The 17,772-nt window shown below is 71.7% G+C and carries 14 protein-coding genes; 10 read left to right on the top strand and 4 right to left on the bottom strand.

Going from position 1 to position 17,772, the window contains the following annotated elements; genetic code table 11:
- Positions 1 to 5 precede the first annotated feature (5 nt).
- The gene (locus C3E78_RS12300; protein ID WP_108578786.1) at positions 6 to 785 is read left to right on the top strand and encodes an enoyl-CoA hydratase/isomerase family protein; all 780 of its coding nucleotides are present in this window, start codon (positions 6 to 8) and stop codon (positions 783 to 785) included.
- A gap of 86 nt (positions 786 to 871) precedes the next feature.
- Here C3E78_RS12300 and C3E78_RS12295 read toward each other — a convergent pair whose 3' ends face one another.
- Positions 872 to 1,450 (bottom strand): hypothetical protein, encoded by a 579-nt coding sequence (locus C3E78_RS12295; RefSeq protein WP_108578784.1) that lies wholly within the window; start codon positions 1,448 to 1,450, stop codon positions 872 to 874.
- Between the two features lie 98 nt (positions 1,451 to 1,548).
- Between C3E78_RS12295 and C3E78_RS18335 the strand changes: the two genes are divergently transcribed.
- Genes C3E78_RS18335 through treZ form a run of 5 tightly spaced genes read left to right on the top strand, consistent with a single transcriptional unit; the run spans position 1,549 to position 9,812 of the window.
- Positions 1,549 to 1,722 carry a hypothetical protein gene (locus C3E78_RS18335; RefSeq protein WP_159085885.1) on the top strand — a complete coding sequence of 58 codons (174 nt, stop codon included), beginning with the start codon at positions 1,549 to 1,551 and terminating at the stop codon, positions 1,720 to 1,722.
- Positions 1,723 to 1,774: 52 nt separating this feature from the next.
- Positions 1,775 to 3,763 (top strand): 4-alpha-glucanotransferase, encoded by a 1,989-nt coding sequence (gene malQ, locus C3E78_RS12290; protein WP_108578782.1) that lies wholly within the window; start codon positions 1,775 to 1,777, stop codon positions 3,761 to 3,763.
- Between the two features lie 24 nt (positions 3,764 to 3,787).
- The gene (glgX, locus tag C3E78_RS12285) at positions 3,788 to 5,896 is read left to right on the top strand and encodes a glycogen debranching protein GlgX (protein WP_108578780.1); all 2,109 of its coding nucleotides are present in this window, start codon (positions 3,788 to 3,790) and stop codon (positions 5,894 to 5,896) included.
- Positions 5,893 to 8,184: a malto-oligosyltrehalose synthase gene (treY, locus tag C3E78_RS12280; protein WP_108578778.1), complete on the top strand. Its 2,292-nt coding sequence runs from the start codon at positions 5,893 to 5,895 to the stop codon at positions 8,182 to 8,184. Before glgX (C3E78_RS12285) ends, treY begins: the two co-directional genes overlap by 4 nt.
- Positions 8,181 to 9,812, top strand: coding sequence for a malto-oligosyltrehalose trehalohydrolase (gene treZ, locus C3E78_RS12275; protein WP_108578776.1), 1,632 nt, complete (start codon positions 8,181 to 8,183; stop codon positions 9,810 to 9,812). Before treY ends, treZ begins: the two co-directional genes overlap by 4 nt.
- Here treZ and C3E78_RS12270 read toward each other — a convergent pair.
- The 3 genes from C3E78_RS12270 to C3E78_RS12260 are packed head-to-tail and all read right to left on the bottom strand — an operon-like array spanning position 9,791 to position 12,160.
- The gene (locus C3E78_RS12270) at positions 9,791 to 10,378 is read right to left on the bottom strand and encodes a hypothetical protein (RefSeq protein WP_108578774.1); all 588 of its coding nucleotides are present in this window, start codon (positions 10,376 to 10,378) and stop codon (positions 9,791 to 9,793) included. The two genes, treZ and C3E78_RS12270, sit on opposite strands and share 22 nt — an antisense overlap.
- A complete protein-coding gene (locus tag C3E78_RS12265) occupies positions 10,375 to 11,892 on the bottom strand; it encodes a WXG100 family type VII secretion target (RefSeq protein ID WP_108578772.1) in 1,518 nt (505 codons plus the stop codon). Before C3E78_RS12265 ends, C3E78_RS12270 begins: the two co-directional genes overlap by 4 nt.
- Positions 11,879 to 12,160 (bottom strand): hypothetical protein, encoded by a 282-nt coding sequence (locus C3E78_RS12260; protein ID WP_108578770.1) that lies wholly within the window; start codon positions 12,158 to 12,160, stop codon positions 11,879 to 11,881. The genes C3E78_RS12265 and C3E78_RS12260 overlap by 14 nt, the downstream gene beginning before the upstream one ends.
- Before the next feature lie 148 nt (positions 12,161 to 12,308).
- Here C3E78_RS12260 and C3E78_RS12255 point away from each other — a divergent pair, with 148 nt between their 5' ends.
- The 4 genes from C3E78_RS12255 to C3E78_RS12240 all read left to right on the top strand — a co-directional run bounded on the left by C3E78_RS12255 (position 12,309) and on the right by C3E78_RS12240 (position 17,771).
- The gene (locus C3E78_RS12255; RefSeq protein WP_108578768.1) at positions 12,309 to 12,806 is read left to right on the top strand and encodes a hypothetical protein; all 498 of its coding nucleotides are present in this window, start codon (positions 12,309 to 12,311) and stop codon (positions 12,804 to 12,806) included.
- Positions 12,807 to 12,853: 47 nt separating this feature from the next.
- Positions 12,854 to 14,980 carry a glycogen debranching protein GlgX gene (gene glgX / locus C3E78_RS12250; protein ID WP_108578766.1) on the top strand — a complete coding sequence of 709 codons (2,127 nt, stop codon included), beginning with the start codon at positions 12,854 to 12,856 and terminating at the stop codon, positions 14,978 to 14,980.
- Positions 14,981 to 15,051: 71 nt separating this feature from the next.
- The gene (locus tag C3E78_RS12245) at positions 15,052 to 15,729 is read left to right on the top strand and encodes an alpha/beta hydrolase (protein ID WP_108580876.1); all 678 of its coding nucleotides are present in this window, start codon (positions 15,052 to 15,054) and stop codon (positions 15,727 to 15,729) included.
- Between the two features lie 77 nt (positions 15,730 to 15,806).
- A complete protein-coding gene (locus tag C3E78_RS12240; RefSeq protein ID WP_108578765.1) occupies positions 15,807 to 17,771 on the top strand; it encodes an alpha-1,4-glucan--maltose-1-phosphate maltosyltransferase in 1,965 nt (654 codons plus the stop codon).
- Position 17,772 lies beyond the last annotated feature (1 nt).

Raw genomic sequence — 17,772 nt, 5'->3', positions numbered from 1 at the left:
ACATCGTGGGAGAGTTCGTGCGACTCGAGGTCAGCGACGGCGTGGGGACGATCCGGCTCGACCGGCCGAAGATGAACGCGATCAGTGCCCAGGTGCAGTCCGAGCTCTCGGCAGCCGCGAAGGAGGCCGACTCGCGTGACGACGTGGCCGCGGTGGTCGTCTACGGAGGCGAGCGGGTGTTCGCGGCCGGTGCCGACGTCAAGGAGATGGCGACGCTGTCGTACGCCGAGATGGTGCGCCGCGCCCACCTCCTGCAGGCGTTCACCCGGGACCTGGCCGCGATCGTCAAGCCGACGGTCTCGGCGATCACCGGTTTCGCGCTGGGCGGCGGTTGCGAGGTCGCCATGGCCACGGACGTCCGCTTCGCGGCCGACAACGCCAAGCTCGGCCAGCCCGAGATCCTGCTCGGCATCATCCCGGGCGCGGGTGGCACCCAGCGGCTGTCCCGCCTCGTCGGTCCGGCGAAGGCCAAGGAGCTGATCTTCACCGGGCGCTTCGTCGACGCCCAGGAGGCGCTCGCGATCGGCCTGGTCGACCAGGTGCACCCCGCCGACGAGGTCTACGCGAAGGCCACCGAGTGGGCGGCCCAGTTCGTGGGCGGACCCGCGCTCGCGCTGCGGGCGGCCAAGAACGCCGTCGACCGCGGACTCGAGGTCGACCTGCAGACCGGCCTGGAGATCGAGCGGGCCGAGTTCACCGGCCTGTTCGCGACGGACGACCGACGCGCCGGCATGGACTCGTTCGTGGAGAACGGACCGGGCAAGGCGACCTTCAGCGGGAGCTGATCGGCCAACCAACGCTGGGCCTGACGTTTCTGCCGACACGCCGACGGCGTGTCTGCAGGAACGTCAGGCCCAGCGGGGAGTGCGGATCAGCGGCGGTCGTCGTCCGTGGGGGCGACGTGGGTCGGACGGTCGGCAGTCCCGCCCTCGACCGGACCCTCGGCCGCCGCGCGGTCGACGTGCGAGCCGTCCCCGGTGTCGGTGCTGGCGGCGCGCTCGTCCTCACGACCTGCGACGTACGCGCTCTTGGCGTCGGTGCCGCCCGTCGTCCGCTCGTCACCGCGGCCGGCGGTGCGGCTCTGCCCGTCGTTGGCCTTGGACGTGCCGTCGGGATCGAGGCGATCGGCCTCGGCGAGGCGCTCGTCGAGGTGGCTGCGGACCTTGGACGCCTCCCGCTCACGCTCCTGGGCGGCCCGCTCCTTGGCCTCCGCCTCGACTCGAGCCTGCTCGGCATCGGCACGGATCGACGCGGCGTCGGCTTCCTTGCGCTTGGCCTCGACCTCGACGCCACGGGCCTCGTGACGGATGCCCTCAGCCTTCTCGCGGCGAGCGACCTTGCGCTTCATCTCGGCTCGCTTGGCGAGCATGACGCCCAACGCGATGATAGCGATGATCGCGATCGCGATGAGGGCCCAGACCCACCAGTCGAAATCCTTCAAAGTGTCCATGATGTTCCTCCCTGTCCGGCGGGGGTACCCGAACCCGCGCCGGGCAAACCGCGCCGCCCCCGCTCGGGGGCCTTGAGGGCCCTGCCTAGATTGGACGAGTGCCGAAGCTCGATGTCCGAACCGCCGTCCTGACCACCCTGCTCGGCCTCGTCGTGGCGCTCATCGGGCTGGTGTTCCTGATCCTGGCCGAGTGGGCCGTGGGCGGGACGCTCGTGGTCCTCGGGGGCGTTGCCGGGTTCGTCGGCTACCGCGCCTGCGACCCCGGTTCCTGATCCCACGGCCGCCTGACTGGCGCCGTCAGCACCAGTCGGCAATGCTGGGCGCGTGCCGTCTCAGCAACCTTCCCCCGACCTAGCCGAGCTCGCCCAGCTGCACGGTGTCGCCGTGTCGTACGAGGGCTCGAACCGCTCCCAGGTACACGTCGACGCGCCGGTCGTCGTGGGCGTGCTGCAGACGCTCGGCGTCGACGCCTCGACCCCCGATGCCGTCGCGGCCGCCCTGGCGGAGGCCCGTCGTGCCGCCGCCGAGACCGACCTGCCGCCCACGGTCGTGGTCACGGAGGGCACGGGGCGCGCCCTGCCTCGTCCGGCCCGGATCCTCCTCGAGGACGGGACGACCCGCGACGTCGACGCCGTGCCCGACGACCTGCCGCTCGGCTACCACCGCATCGTCACCGACCAGGAGGACGTGACACTGCTGGTGGTGCCCGAGCGCATGCCCGACGTGCCGCGCGCGTGGGGCTGGATGCTCCAACTGTACGCGCTGCACTCGGCCAGGTCCTGGGGGATGGGCGACTTCGGCGACCTGACCGAGATGGCGGACCGCGCAGGCCGCGAGCAGGGAGCCGGCGTGCTGCTGGTCAACCCGGTGCAGGCGGTCAGTCCCGCCCACCCGATCCAGCGCTCGCCCTACTCGCCGTCCAGCCGCCGGTTCGCCAACCCGCTCTACCTGCGGGTCACCGACACCGCGGCGTACGCAGCGGCGGACGACGACGTCCGCGCCCGGGTGGACGCCCTCGCGCCCGAGCTGGGCGAGCTCATCGACCACGACGCGGTCTGGGACGCGAAGCTGGCCGCCCTGGAGCTGCTCTGGCCGCACCGGCCGGAGGCGGAGCGCGCCCGCACCCATGACGCCGAGCTCGAGGCGTTCGCGACGTTCTCGGCGCTCGCCGAGCGGCACGGCGGGGACTGGCGGGACTGGCCCGAGTCGTTGCAGGACCCCACCGGCGAGGCGGTCCGGCAGGTGCAGGTCGACCTGGCCGAACGGATCGCGTTCCACGCGTGGCTGCAGGTGCTCTCCCGCGAGCAGCTGGACGCGGCACGCGAGGCGGCCCGTGCGGCCGGCATGCCCGTCGGCATCGTGCACGACCTCCCGGTCGGCGTCAGCGCGGGCGGCCCGGACACCTGGTCCCACCGCGACGACTTCGCCCCGGACGTGCGCGTCGGGGCGCCGGCCGACGCGTTCAACGAGCTGGGCCAAGACTGGGGACTGCCGCCGTGGAAGCCGCGCGCGCTGGCGGAGTCCGGGTACGCGCCGTTCCGCGAGGTGGTCCGCAGCGTCCTGCGGCACGCCGACGGCATCCGCATCGACCACATCGCCGGGTTGTGGCGGCTGTGGTGGATCCCGCCGGGAGAGCCCGCGAACCGTGGGGCGTACGTGCACTACGACCCGGACGCGATGGTGGGTGTGCTGATGCTGGAGGCTCAGCGCGCGGGCGCGATCGTGGTGGGCGAGGACCTCGGGACCGTCGAGGACGAGGTGACCGAGACCATGCACGAACGCGGCATCCTGAGCTCGGCCGTGCTGTGGTTCGAGCGCGACTGGGACGCCCCGGGCCAGCCCCACGACCGTCCCGGCGACTGGCCGGTCGAGGCGATGGCGAGCATCACGACGCACGACCTGCCGACCGCCAGCGGCTGGCTGCGCGCCGAGCACGTACGCCTCAGGGCCTCGCTCGACCTGCTCGACAGCCCCGAGGACGAGGCCTACGCGAAGGCTGCGGAGGACAAGCGCGCGCTGCTGGACCTTTTGCGCGCCGAGTCGGTCCCGTTCGACGAGGACGACGTGGCGAGCATCGTCGTCGGCCTGCACGCCGTCATCGCCCGCGCGGCCTCGAGCCTCGTGCTCAGCTCGCCGAGCGACGTGGTCGGTGAGCTGCGCCAGCCGAACCTCCCCGGGACGATCGACGAGTACCCCAACTGGCGGATCCCGTTGCCGGTCGATCTGGACGCGTTCTTTGCCGACGACGGGGTACAGAGGGCCATCGAGCCGCTCCGCACCGCGCGAGCGGCCGAATCCTTGTCCCACCCCTAGTCCCACCCCTTCTGAAGGAGTCCTGTGCAGCCCTGGCCCGGAAGTGCTTCACCGCTGGGAGCCACGTACGACGGCACCGGCACCAACTTCGCCCTGTTCTCGGAGGTCGCCGACTTCGTGGAGCTGTGCCTGTTCGACGAGAGCGGGACCGAGACGCGGGTCCGCCTCGAGGAGGTCGACGGCTTCGTCCACCACGCGTTCCTGCCGGGCGTCAACCCCGGACAGCGCTACGGCTACCGCGTGCACGGCCCGTACGACCCCGAGCAGGGCCTGCGGTGCAACCCCAACAAGCTGCTCATGGACCCCTACGCCAAGGCCGTCACGGGCACGATCGACTGGGACCCGTCCCTGTTCTCGTACGACCTCGACGAGCCCGACCAGCGCAATGACGCCGACTCGGCCGGCCACGTCCCGTACTCGCTGGTCGTCAACCCGTTCTTCGACTGGGCCAACGACCGTCCGCCGCGGACGCCGTACAACGAGAGCGTCGTCTACGAGGCGCACGTCAAGGGCCTGACGATGAACCACCCCGACCTGCCGCCGGAGCTCCGCGGCACGTACGCGGGCATCGCCCACCCGTCGATCATCAGCCACCTGAAGGATCTCGGCGTCACGGCGATCGAGCTGCTGCCGGTGCACCAGTTCGTGACCGACCACTACCTGTCGGAGAAGGGCCTCACCAACTACTGGGGCTACAACACGATCGGCTTCTTCGCCCCGCACGACGCGTACGCCGCGCAGCCGGGCGGCCAGGTCGAGGAGTTCAAGGGCATGGTGCGCACGCTGCACGAGGCAGGCATCGAGGTCGTGCTCGACGTGGTCTACAACCACACCGCCGAGGGCAACCACCTCGGTCCGACGCTCTCGATGCGTGGAATCGACAACGGCGCCTACTACCGCACGGTCGAGGACGACCCGGCGTTCTACATGGACTACACGGGCACCGGCAACTCGCTCAACGTCCGCAGCCCCCACACGCTGCAGCTCATCATGGACTCGCTGCGCTACTGGGTCACCGAGATGCACGTCGACGGGTTCCGGTTCGACCTCGCGGCCACGCTGGCCCGCGAGTTCTACGACGTCGACAAGCTCGCGACCTTCTTCGAGCTCGTGCAGCAGGACCCGGTGGTCAGCCAGGTCAAGCTCATCGCCGAGCCGTGGGACGTGGGCCCGGGCGGCTACCAGGTCGGCAACTTCCCGCCGCTGTGGACCGAGTGGAACGGGCTGTACCGCGACACCGTCCGGGACTTCTGGCGCGGCGAGCCGTCGACGCTGGGCGAGTTCGCGTCGCGCCTCACCGGCTCGTCCGATCTCTACCAGGACAACGGGCGGCGCCCGTACGCGTCGATCAACTTCGTGACCGCCCACGACGGCTTCACGCTGAACGACCTCGTGTCCTACAACGACAAGCACAACGAGGCGAACGGCGAGGACGGCCGCGACGGCGCGGACGACAACCGCTCGTGGAACTGCGGCGTCGAGGGCGAGACCGACGATCCCCAGATCCTGGACCTGCGCCGGCGCCAGCGCCGCAACCTGATGGCCACGCTGCTGCTGTCGCAGGGCGTCCCGATGATCCTGCACGGCGACGAGCTGGGCCGGACCCAGGGCGGCAACAACAACGTCTACTGCCAGGACAACGAGGTCGCGTGGGTCGACTGGGAGCTGGACGAGGGTGAGCGTGAGCTGCTCGACTTCACCACCGCGGTGACGCAGTTCCGCCGTCAGCATCCCGCGTTCCGCCGTCGTCGCTTCTTCCAGGGCAAGCCGATCCGCAAGGCCGACGAGCTTGCCGACATCGCCTGGTTCACGCCCAGCGGCGAGGAGATGAAGGAGCAGAACTGGGACGACGCATTCGGCAAGTCCATCGTCGTGTTCCTCAACGGCGACTCGATCGCCGACCGCGACGAGCGGGGCATGCGGGTCACCGACGACTCCTTCCTCATGGCGTTCAACGCGCACCACGAGGACATCGAGCTCGTGCTGCCCGACGGGGAGTACGGCGACAGCTGGAGCGTCGTCATCGACACCGCGACCGGTGTCGTGGACCAGGTCGGCTCGGCGATCCAGGCGGCCGGGTCCACCATGAACCTCGCCGCACGCTCGCTGGTCGTGCTGCAGCGGGCCTCATGACCTCGCGATCGACCCCGTCGTCGACCTACCGGCTGCAGATGCGCCCGGAGTTCGGCTTCCGGGACGCCGAGCAGGTCGTGAGCTATCTCGGTGCCCTCGGGATCGGTGCCGTGTACGTCTCGCCGGTGCTCGACGCCACGCCCGGGTCGACCCACGGCTACGACGTCACGGACCCGTCGCGGGCACGGCCCGAGCTCGGCGGCGAGGAGGGCCGGCTGGCACTGGCCGACGCCGTCCGCGCCGAGGGCATGGGGCTGGTCGTCGACATCGTGCCCAACCACATGTCGGTCGAGGTGCCGTCCGCGAACCCGTGGTGGTGGTCGGTGCTGCGTGACGGCAGCGCGTCGCCGTACGCGCACCACTTCGACATCGACTGGTCCCGCGAGCGGATCCTCGTCCCGGTCCTCGGCTCCGCGGACGATCTCGCGGCCCTGACCGTCGAAGGCGACGAGCTGGTCTACTACGACCACCGGTTCCCGGTCAGCGGCTCGACCGAGGGCACGCCCCAGGAGGTCCACGACCGCCAGCACTACGAGCTGGTCGACTGGCGCCGGGGCAACGCCGAGCTCAGCTATCGGCGTTTCTTCGACATCACCACCCTGGCCGCGGTGACCGTCGAGCGTCCCGAGGTGTTCGACGACGTCCACCGCGAGGTGCTGCGCTGGGTCGGCGACGGGGACGTCACGGGCCTGCGGGTGGACCACCCGGACGGGCTCGCCGACCCGACCGCGTACGTCCGCCGCCTGCGCGAGGCCGCGCCGGACGCATGGATCGTGATCGAGAAGATCCTGCACCCGGGCGAGGCGCTGCCCGGCTCGTGGCCCGTGGAGGGGACGACCGGGTACGACGCGCTCGGCGACGTCTCGGGCGTGCTGCTCGACCCGGCCGGCGAGGCCGCGTTCACACAGCTCGCCGCCCGGCTGGGCGTGCCCACCGACTACGCCGCGGTCGAGGAGGAGGCCCGGCGCCTGGTCACCGACTCGATCCTCGTCGCGGAGGTGCGCCGCATCGCGGCCCTCCTGCAGGACGTCGAGGTCGAGGCGGCCCGTGCGGCCGTCGCCGAGACGATGATCGCGTTCGGCGTCTACCGGTCGTACCTGCCCGAGGTCGCCGACGAGTGGGCCGCGGCGATCGTCCGGGCCACCGCCCGGCGTCCCGACCTCGGCGAGGCGCTGGCCGCGCTCGACGAGCAGGTGCGTGCCGATCCGGCAGGTGAGCTCGCGACCCGCATCCAGCAGACGTCCGGCATGGTCGTCGCCAAGGGCACCGAGGACACCACGTTCTACCGCTTCACCCGGTTCGCGGCGCTCAACGAGGTCGGCGGCTCGCCCGACCGCTGGGGCGTCGGCGTGGACGAGTTCCACCGGCTCGCGGCCGTTCGCGACGCCGGGTCGCCGGCGACGATGACGACGCTCACCACCCACGACACGAAGCGTTCCGAGGACACCCGGGCGCGCATGGCCGTGCTGGCCGAGGTGGCCGACGAGTTCGCCGAGCTGGTCACCGACTGGCACGACCGCTGCGGCATCGACGAGCCGTCGCTCGACCTGCTCGCCTGGCAGACCCTCGTCGGGGCGTCGCCGATCAGCGACGAGCGATTGTCGGACTACCTGCTCAAGGCCGCCAAGGAGGCCAAGCTCCGCACGACCTGGACCGAGCCGGACGAGGAGTTCGAGCAGACGGTCGTGTCCTGGCCGGCGCGGGTGCGAGCCGAGCTGGGCGAGGAGGTGGACGCCTTCGTGAAGCGGATCACCCCGGCCGGGTGGTCCAACTCGCTGTCCGCGAAGCTGCTCCAGCTGGCCGGACCGGGCGTCCCGGACGTCTACCAGGGCACCGAGCTGTGGGACTTCTCGTTGGTGGACCCCGACAACCGTCGCGAGGTCGACTACGACCTGCGCCGCGAGCTGCTCGACCGGTTCGGTGAAGGGCTCGTGCCCGAGATCGACCGGTCCGGCGCGGCCAAGATGCTCGTCGTCCACCGCGTCCTGACGCTGCGTCGCGACCGGCCCGAGCTGTTCCGGGGCTACACCCCGCTGCGGGCCGACGGTCCGGCAGCCGAGCACGCGGTCGCGTTCGCACGCAGCGACGACCTGGTCGCCGTCGCGACCCGGCTGCCCATCGGCCTGGAGCGCCGCGGGGGATGGGGCACCACCTCGGTGCCGCTGCCCGAGGGGCGCTGGACCGACGTCATCACCGGCGCGCAGGTGGAGGGCGGCGACACGGCACTCGCGGACGTCCTGGACCGCTACCCGGTGGCGCTGCTGGTGAAGGAGGGGGTCTCGTCATGACGCTCACGGTCTGGGCACCCCAGCTCGAGCGGGTCCGGCTGCGCGCCGGGGACACCGACCACGAGATGCGTCGCGAGGCGGACACCGGGTGGTGGTCCGCCGACGTCGACGCCCCGCACGGCACCGACTACGCGTTCGTCCTCGGCGACGACGAGACGCCCCTGCCCGATCCCCGCTCGGCCTGGCAGCCCCACGGCGTCCACGGGCCCACGCGGGCGTACGACCACTCCCGCTTCCGGTGGAGCGACCAGGCCTGGCAGGGCCGCGAGCTCGAGCGCTCGGTCGTCTACGAGCTGCACGTCGGCACCTTCACGCCCGGGCGGACGTTCGACAGCGCGATCGAGCGGCTGGACCACCTCGTCGACCTGGGCATCGACCTCGTCGAGGTGCTGCCGGTCAACTCGTTCGACGGCCCGCACGGCTGGGGCTACGACGGCGTCCTGTGGGGCGCGGTGCAGGAGTCGTACGGGGGACCGGACGGGTTCAAGCGGTTCGTCGACGCGTGCCACGCCCGCGGGCTCGGCGTGCTGCTGGACGTCGTCTACAACCACCTCGGTCCGTCGGGGGCGTACCTCGACCGCTTCGGCCCGTACTTCGCCGGCCAGAACGACTGGGGACCGGGACTCAACCTCGACGGCCCGCAGTCCGACGAGGTGCGCCGCTACGTGATCGACAACGCGATGGCGTGGTTCGAGCACTTCCACGTCGACGGGCTGCGCCTCGACGCGGTCCACGCGCTCGCCGACACGCGGGCGCTGCCGATCCTCGAGGAGCTCTCGGCCGAGACCGCGCGGATGTCGCAGGCGCTCGGACGCCCGCTCTCGCTGATCGCCGAGTCCGACCTCAACGACCCGCGCATGGTGACGCCGCGAGCCGAGCACGGGCTCGGCATGGACGCGCAGTGGTCCGACGACCTGCACCACGCGCTGCACGTGCGGGTGACCGGCGAGACCGACGGCTACTACGCCGACTTCGCGGCGCCGGGCGCGCTGGCCAAGACCCTGCGGGGAGCGTTCTTCCACGACGGCACCTGGTCGTCCTTCCGGGAACGGACCCACGGGCGTCCGGTGGACACCACGGCCCTGCCGGGGACGGCCTTCCTCGCGTACCTGCAGAATCACGACCAGATCGGCAACCGGGCGACCGGCGACCGCATCTCCGCGACGATCTCGCCGGGGCTGCAGGCCTGCGCCGCCGCGATCGTGCTGCTCGGCCCCTACACGCCGATGCTCTTCATGGGGGAGGAGTGGGCGGCCTCGACGCCGTGGCAGTTCTTCGCGTCCTTCCCCGATCCCGACCTGGCGGAGGCGGTCCGCACCGGGCGCCGCCGCGAGTTCGGCCGGCACGGCTGGGGCGAGTCCGAGGTGCCCGACCCCATGGACCCCGCGACGGTCGAGCGGTCGACGCTGGACTGGTCGGAGCCGGTGTCCGACGGCCATCGCGAGGTGCTGGAGACCTACCGCTCGCTGATCGCGCTGCGCCGCGAGCACCCCGAGCTGTCCGATCCGTCGCTGGACGGCTTCCGGGTCGAGGTCGCCGACGACGACTCATGGCTCGTGATGCACCGGGGGGCGTGGCAGGTGCGGGTCGACTTCGCCGCCGAGACCTACGAGGTCTCGGGCCCGTAGACGCGGCCGTCCGCCACGCTGTCGACCTCGACGGGCGGGGCGGCCGGGTCGGCGAGGCACGTGGCAGAGGTGCGGACGGCGTCCGGGCGCGGCCACGAGCGATCGGCGTGGTGCGGCACGTAGACGCGGACGACGATCCGCCAGGCGGGTGCGTCGCGACTGCCCTCGGGCTCGGTCGTGATCACGGCACGAGCGCTGTCGTCGAGGGTCTCGCCGCGGGCCAGCTGGACCTCGTCGACCCGGCCGCGCTCGCTGCAGACGGCTCCGACGAGCGTCCACCCGTCGGCCTCCGCGGCCTCGACCTCGGCACGGACCGCGGGCAGGTCGTCCTCCCCGAGGAGCGTGGTCTCGCGCCTGCCCGCCTCACGCGTGACGAGGCCGTTGGTGCCGTCACCCTGACGGGGCAGGGTCGTGCTGCTCGGTGCCGCCCACGGGTCCTTCGCGATGCGAGCCACCCGCTCCCGGTCGACCGCGTCCGGCTTCAGCTCGTCCTTCTGCGGTGCCGGGCAACCCGCGAGCAGGACGGCCGCCGGCACGAGGAGCAGCGCGCGGGGCCATCGCGTCACGACGGCGTCACCGCGAGCCAGGGCTTGTCCCAGCCGGCGACGTCGACGTCGCCGCGCTCGAACTCGTCCCGCGTCACGGTGATGGTCCGCCCGGCGGACGGCTCGTAGATCGTCAGGGTGTCGTCGGAGCTCGACGTCACCAGGACGACGTGGCGCGGGGACTTGTCGTCGCCGACGTAGAGGGGGACGGTCTGCCCGTCCTCCGTCGCGGCCACGATGTGGTCGTAGTCGGCGCCGGGCCGGCTCGGGTCGGTCAGGTCGAGGCCGTAGTCGGAGCCGGGGATGCCCGATCCGCCCTCGCCGGCCATCTGGTGGGCCACGCCCCACGGTGAGGTGCCGATCTCGTCGATCCACGGCACCTGCGGGTTCCCGGCGTGGTCCCGGAACGCGTTGGTCTGCTGGTGCATCGCGAGCGACTCGGCGTCGAACAGCTCCGAGGGGGACAGGGGCGAGGTCTGCCCGGTCACGGGATGGCGCCCGGTCGCGATGTACATCGCGTAGGCGGGGTCGTTGAGCATCTTCGACATCACGAGGGTCGCCGAGCCGCACGTTGTCTGGTCCGGCTGCGTGTACGTCCCGTCGTCCGCGGTCGTGGGGTCGAGGGCGGCCATCTGGTCGGGCGTCATGGTGGCGAGCTGTGCGGCGTACGCGTCGAGGTCGGAGCCCGTGAGCCCGGAGGCGATCGCGGCCAGGATCCAGGCCATGGCCTCGTCACTGCCGGCGTCGTCGAGCAGCTGCTGGGCCGCTGCACGCTGCTGCGGCGACATCCCCTCGAGCGCCTTCTCCGCGCGCTCGAGCACCGATCCACGCAGGGGACCGGTGTCGTCGCCCTCCCAGCCGTTGACGACGGAGGTGGGACTGACCCCGTCGGGCAGATGGGTCGGCAGGTCGATCGTGTCGATCGCTGCGGTGACCTGACGACGCGCCGTCGCCATGGCCTCCGCAGCGTCCTCGTAGGAGCCGACCAGCGCCCGGACCGCGTCGACGCAGTCCCCGACGATCTGCTTGAGCCTGCTCACCAGGTCCCAGGGCGCCATGTCGGACCAGGTGATCGTGAGGTGCTGGGTGAGGATCGAGTACGCCGACGCGTGGCGGTCGCGGGCGTCCGTCATGGCGTCCGAGGCGGTGATGAGCGCCCGCCGGACCGACTCGGCGGCGGTCGTCACGGTCTCCACCCGGTCGGTCAGGTTGCGCAGGTGCGTGCGGGCGGCGTCGCCGGCGTCCCCCTCCCACACCTGTCGCGTCAGCGCCTGGCGCGACTGCGTGAGGTCGCCGGCCGCCCGGTCGACGTCGATCGCGATCGCGTTCCACGCGTCGGCCGCGGAGTCCAGCGCCACGGGGTCCGGCTCGGGCGGTGTGGTCGCGGCGTCGATCGCGGCGCCGACGGCATCCACGATCGTCTTCGCGGCGTCCCACGGGGGCCAGAAGTCGAGGTTCTCCAGGCGGGCCAGGACGACCCGCAGGCCGTCGATGGTCTGGTTCAGGGCGCCGACGACGTCGTCACCGAAGCCCATGGAACCGTCCCGCCGACCGGCCGTCGCTGGCCGCGTACTCGGCCAGGCAGCCGTCGATCGTCGACGTCGTCTCGTCCACGACGGCCGCTGCGACGGCCAGGACCTCCGCGACCGTGCGCGCGGCCGCGGTCATCGTGGACTGCAGCCCGGCCAGCCCGGTCCCCGATGCTGCCGTCGTCTGCGTCACGGCGTCATCGAGATCGGCCTCGGCCTGCCGGCCGATCCGCCACGCGTTCAGGACGCTCCCCGGCTCGATGTCGATGCCCATGGGCAGCACTGTAATGACATGGTGTCCCCATCGGCGAGTGCCAGACGCGACAGTCCGTGCCTGCGACGGTCGTCGGGCGCGCACGTCGGGCCGTCACCCCGTACGGTGGGAGCGAAGATTGAGCCGTCATCCATCTCGGAGGTCCCGCATGTCGTTCCGCCTGTCCCACGCCCCGCTCCGCGCCACCGCCGGGGCATTCATCCTCAACTCGGGCCTGACCAAGTGGTCCGCCGACGGTGAGACGGCCGCCGGGCTCCACGGATTCGCCTCCGGCACCTACCCGGTGGTCAACAAGGTCCAGCCGCCGGTGTTCGTCAAGGCGCTGGCCGCCGGCGAGATCGCGCTCGGTGCTGCCCTCCTCACGCCGGTCGTCTCGTCCCGCAAGGCGGGCCTGGCGCTGACGGCCTTCTCCGCCGGTCTGTTGGGCCTGTACGCCAAGACCCCCGGCATGCGCGACGGCATCCGCCCGACCCAGGACGGCACCGGGCTCGCCAAGGACGTATGGCTGCTGGGCATCGGCTCGAGCCTGCTGCTCGACGGCAACGGCGAGAGCCGCAAGGTCCGCAAGGCGCAGAAGAAGGTGACCAAGGCCGAGAAGAAGGCCACCAAGGCCGAGAAGAAGGCCACGAAGGCCCTCTCCAGCTGACGCGCCGGCGCCCGACCGGGCGCCCCTGCACCTGCGACACTGGACGCATGGCAACGCACCCCACGTCCGACGTCCAGGTGCTCGCCGGCCGCCCCTTTCCCCTGGGTGCCCACCCGGAGGCGGGGGGCGTCCGGTTCGCGGTCGCGAGCACGGTCGCCGAGCGCGTCGAGGTCTGTCTCGTCGACGACGACCTGCACGAGCGACGCATCGAGCTGACCGAGCGGACCTTCGGCGTGTGGCACGGCCTGGTCCCCGGCGTCACGCCCGGACAGAAGTACGGCTTCCGCATCCACGGCCCGTACGAGCCCAAGGCCGGCCTGCGGTGCAACCCGCACAAGCTGCTCGTCGACCCGTACGCGCGGCGCATCAGCGGCACACTGACCGACCTCGAGGCCGCCTACGGCTACGCGGACGACCCGGACGGGCCCGAGCCCAGCACCGTCGACTCCCTGGGCAGCGTCCCTCTGAGCGTCGTCACCAGCCCCGGCGGCCCGGACACCGGCGTGAAGCCGGAGGTGCCGTTCGAGGAGACCGTCGTCTACGAGCTGCACGTCAAGGGGTTCACCCAGCAGCACCCTGACGTGCCCGAGCACCTGAGGGGCACGTACCTCGGGCTGGCCCACCCGGCGGTCATCGACCACCTGATCCGCCTCGGCGTCACGAGCGTCGAGCTGCTGCCGGTGCAGGCCTTCAGCGACGAGCCGTCGCTGATCCGGGCGGGCCGCCACAACTACTGGGGCTACTCGCCGCTGGGCTACTTCGCCCCGCACGCGGGGTACGCGAGCGAGCCGGGCCGCGAGGTCGAGGAGTTCCGCACGATGGTTGCGGCGATGCACGCCGCCGGCATCGAGGTCATCGTCGACGTCGTCTACAACCACACCTGCGAGGGAGGCCCGGACGGGCCGACACTCAGCTTCCGCGGGTACGAGGCGACCGCCTACTACCTGCACGACGAGGACGGCCACATGGCCGACATCACCGGGTGCGGCAACACCCTGGAGGCCGGCTCGCCGACGGTCGTGCGGCTGATCACCGACTCGCTGCGCTACTGGACCGAGGAGCTCGGTGTCGACGGCTTCCGGTTCGACCTCGCCAGCACGCTCGGTCGGCCCCACGGCGGATCGTTCGACATGAGCTCGACGGTGCTCACGGCGATCGCCCAGGACCCCGTGCTGGCCCGGTGCAAGCTCATCGCCGAGCCGTGGGACGCGACGGGGGAGGGCTACAAGGTCGGCTACTTCGGCAGCCAGTGGGCCGAGTGGAACGGCATCTACCGGGACGCGGTCCGCGACTTCTGGCGCGGCGAGTCCGGCGTCGGCGACCTCGCGTTCCGGCTCTCCGGGTCGTCCGACCTCTACGACCACACGCTGCGCCGCCCGTGGCAGTCGATCAACTTCGTCGACGCCCACGACGGCTTCACGCTGCGCGACCTCGTGTCGTACGACGACAAGCACAACGAGGCCAACGGCGAGGACAACCGCGACGGCACCAACGACAACCGCTCGTGGAACCACGGTGTCGAGGGCGAGACGGACGATCCCGCGATCGTGGCGCTGCGCCAGCGCCAGGCGCGCAACCTGTTCGCGACCCTGCTGCTGTCGACCGGCACGCCGATGTTCGTCGCCGGTGACGAGCGGTGGCGCACCCAGGGCGGCAACAACAATGCGTACTGCCTCGACGACCCGACGTCGTGGGTCGACTGGACGCCGACCGACGAGTCCGAGCAGATGCTCGCGTTCGCCCGGCGGGTCATCCACCTGCGGGCAAGCAGCCCGGCCCTGCGACAGCCGGAGTTCTTCGACGGGCGCACCACGCCCACCGGCCGGCCCGACCTGATCTGGTTGCGCCCGGACGGGCACGAGCTCGAGCAGGCCGACTGGCAGGACGCGGACCGTCGCACGCTCGGCATGTGGATCGACGGCTCCAACAGCCAGTCCCGCACCCGCGAGGGCGAGCTGCTGACCGATCACTCGTGGCTGCTGCTGATGCACGCCGGAGCCGAACCGGTCGACGTGACGCTGCCCGACAGCGAGTTCGGCGAGACGTTCGAGCGGGTGCTGGACACCACGTCGCCGGACGGTTCGCCCGCGGACGAGGAGCCGCTCGCGGCCGGCACCAGCCTGACGCTGGCCGGCCGGTCGCTGCTGCTGCTCAAGGCGCCCCGCGCGATCTGACCTGTGAGGACGTGACCGACGACTCGGGGCGGGCGCGTTTCCCGGGTGCCCGATCCGGGCACCCGGTGCCCATGCCCGCCAGCCCCCGGCTCATCGCGACCTCCGAGCCCTGCCACGCCGAGGCGGTCGCGCTCGTGCTGCACGGCGGGGCCGGCCGCCGGGACAAGCCCATGGTGAGCCCGACGCAGCTGTCGGTCCTGCGGATGGTCCCGATCGCGAAGCGCCTCGCGCACGCGGACGGGCGGCTCGCGGTGTACCGCCTGCTCAACTCGACCCGCGGCTGGGACACCCGGCACACCCCGGTCGACGACGTGCACTGGGCGATCGACCAGCTGCGGGAGGGCTTCGGCTCGAACCTGCCGATCGGGCTCGTGGGGCACTCGCTCGGCGGCCGGGCGGCGATCCTCGCGGCCGACCGCCCCGAGGTGCGCAGCGTCGTCGCGCTGAACCCGTGGGTGTACCCGGCCGACGGCGACATCGACCTCACCGGTCGGCGGGTCCTCGTCGTGCACGGGACGGACGACCGCATCGCGTCCCCGGAGCGTGCCGCAGCGGCTGCCGGTCTGCTGGCCCGCACGGCGGACGTCTCGTTCGTGCGCGTGGCCGGCGGCAGGCACGCGATGCTGCGCCGTCACGCCGACTTCGACCGGCTCGCGGCCAGCTTCACAGCGGCAGCGCTGCTGCCGGGTCGTACGCCTCACGGCGTGGTCGGACGGGCATTGCAGGGCGAGGCGCAGATCGACATCTGATCGACTCACACGAGGTGCGTAGGGCGTGCAAGTGTGGGTACGGGGCTCGCGAACCTGATGTCCACGGAAGGGACCGCATGACTGGCCGACTCGGCATCGATGACGTCCGACCAGTTGTCGGGGACGGCAAGGATCCCGCGAAGGCGGTCGTCGGTGAGCACGTCCCGGTGACCGCCACCGTCTGGCGCGAGGGGCACGATGCCGTGGCTGCCACGGTCGTGTGGACCGGGCCGGACGGGGCCGAGCGGACGACGCGCATGGTCGAGGTCGGCACCGGCCTGGACCACTTCGCGGCGACGATCGTGCCCGACGCGGTCGGCACGTGGACGTACCGGGTCGACGCCTGGGGCGATCCCTGGGCCACGTGGACGCACGCGGCGTCGGTGAAGGTCGAGGCCGGCCAGTCCGCCGACGAGCTCGCCAATGACCTCGAGACCGGTGCGCGCCTGCTCGACCAGAAGGCCAAGGGCCGGCGGGGGAGCAGCCTGCTGAAGGACGCCGCCGCCGCGCTCCGATCGACTCGCCTCGACGTCGCCGACCGGGTGGCCCTCGCGCTCGGCGAGGACGTCCAGCGCGCGATGCACGACGACCCCGTCCGCGAGCTCGTGACGCAGGGCGATCCGCACACGATCTGGGTCGACCGGGTCCGTGCGGCGTTCGGCTCCTGGTACGAGCTGTTCCCGCGCTCGACCGGCGGTGTGGACAAGAACGGTGCGCCCCGCCACGGGACGCTCCGCACGACGGCCAAGGCGCTCGACCGGGTCGCCCGGATGGGCTTCGACGTCGTCTACTTCCCGCCGATCCACCCGATCGGCCGGGTCAACCGCAAGGGCAAGGACAACACCCTGACGCCGACCCCGGACGACGTCGGGTCGCCCTGGGCGATCGGCGCCGCGGAGGGCGGGCACGACACGATCCACCCCGAGCTCGGCACGTTCAAGGACTTCGACGCGCTGCTGCGCCGCGCCAAGGCGCTCGGCCTGGAGGTCGCGCTCGACCTCGCGCTGCAGGCCGCGCCGGACCACCCGTGGGCCGCCGAGCACCCCGAGTTCTTCACGGTGCTGCCCGACGGCACGATCGCGTACGCGGAGAACCCGCCCAAGAAGTACCAGGACATCTACCCGCTCAACTTCGACAACGACCCCGACGGGGCGTACGCCGAGATGCTGCGCGTGACGATGGTGTGGGTCGAGCGGGGCGTCCGCATCTTCCGGGTGGACAACCCGCACACCAAGCCGGCCAGCTTCTGGGCGTGGCTGATCTCGACGGTCAAGCGGTCGCACCCCGACGTGCTCTTCCTCGCCGAGGCGTTCACCCGGCCGGCCCGCCTCTACGGCCTGGGTCGGGCGGGCTTCACGCAGAGCTACACCTACTTCACCTGGCGCACGAACAAGCAGGAGATCTGCGAGTTCGCCGAGGAGATCCGCGACCACTGGGACGAGTCGCGGCCCAACCTGTTCGTGAACACGCCCGACATCCTGCCCGAGCACCTGCAGGTGGGCGGACCGGCGATGTTCGCGATCCGCGCAGCGCTCGCGGCCACGATGTCACCGACGTGGGGCGTCTACTCCGGCTTCGAGCTGTACGAGCACGAGCCGCAGAAGCCGGGCAGCGAGGAGTACCTGCACAGCGAGAAGTTCGAGCTGCGCCCCCGCGACTTCGACGCCGCACTGGCCGAGGGACGCTCGCTCGAGCCGTGGATCACCCGGCTCAACGAGATCCGTCGTGCCCACCCCGCACTGCAGCAGATGCGCACCCTGCACGTCCACGACGTCGACAACGAGGCGCTCGTGGCGTACTCCAAGACCGATCCGGCGACCGGCGACACCGTGGTCGTCGTCGTGACCCTGGACCCGCACGGCCCCCAGCAGGGGACGGTGCACCTCGACCTGCCCGCGCTCGGCCTCGAGTGGGACGACCGTCTGGTCGCCCACGACGAGGTCACCGGGGAGACCTACGACTGGGGTGCGGCCAACTACGTACGACTCGACCCCCTCCGTGCCGTCGCGCACGTCATCAGCATCCAACCGAGAAAGGCCTGAC

Origin of the sequence: Aeromicrobium chenweiae (assembly GCF_003065605.1) — a bacterium.
GTDB lineage: Bacteria > Actinomycetota > Actinomycetes > Propionibacteriales > Nocardioidaceae > Aeromicrobium > Aeromicrobium chenweiae.
Note: the sequence above shows the minus strand (reverse complement) of the source record. Positions and strands in the feature narration are given on the sequence as shown.

Coding starts and splice junctions, on each gene's coding strand:
- C3E78_RS12295 (WP_108578784.1), bottom strand. CDS start 1,450: ATGGACACTTTGAAGGATTTCGACTGGTGGGTCTGGGCCCTCATCGCG.
- treY (WP_108578778.1), top strand. CDS start 5,893: ATGACCTCGCGATCGACCCCGTCGTCGACCTACCGGCTGCAGATGCGC.
- treZ (WP_108578776.1), top strand. CDS start 8,181: ATGACGCTCACGGTCTGGGCACCCCAGCTCGAGCGGGTCCGGCTGCGC.
- C3E78_RS12265 (WP_108578772.1), bottom strand. CDS start 11,892: ATGGGCTTCGGTGACGACGTCGTCGGCGCCCTGAACCAGACCATCGAC.
- C3E78_RS12260 (WP_108578770.1), bottom strand. CDS start 12,160: ATGGGCATCGACATCGAGCCGGGGAGCGTCCTGAACGCGTGGCGGATC.
- C3E78_RS12255 (WP_108578768.1), top strand. CDS start 12,309: ATGTCGTTCCGCCTGTCCCACGCCCCGCTCCGCGCCACCGCCGGGGCA.
- glgX (WP_108578766.1), top strand. CDS start 12,854: ATGGCAACGCACCCCACGTCCGACGTCCAGGTGCTCGCCGGCCGCCCC.
- C3E78_RS12245 (WP_108580876.1), top strand. CDS start 15,052: ATGCCCGCCAGCCCCCGGCTCATCGCGACCTCCGAGCCCTGCCACGCC.
- C3E78_RS12240 (WP_108578765.1), top strand. CDS start 15,807: ATGACTGGCCGACTCGGCATCGATGACGTCCGACCAGTTGTCGGGGAC.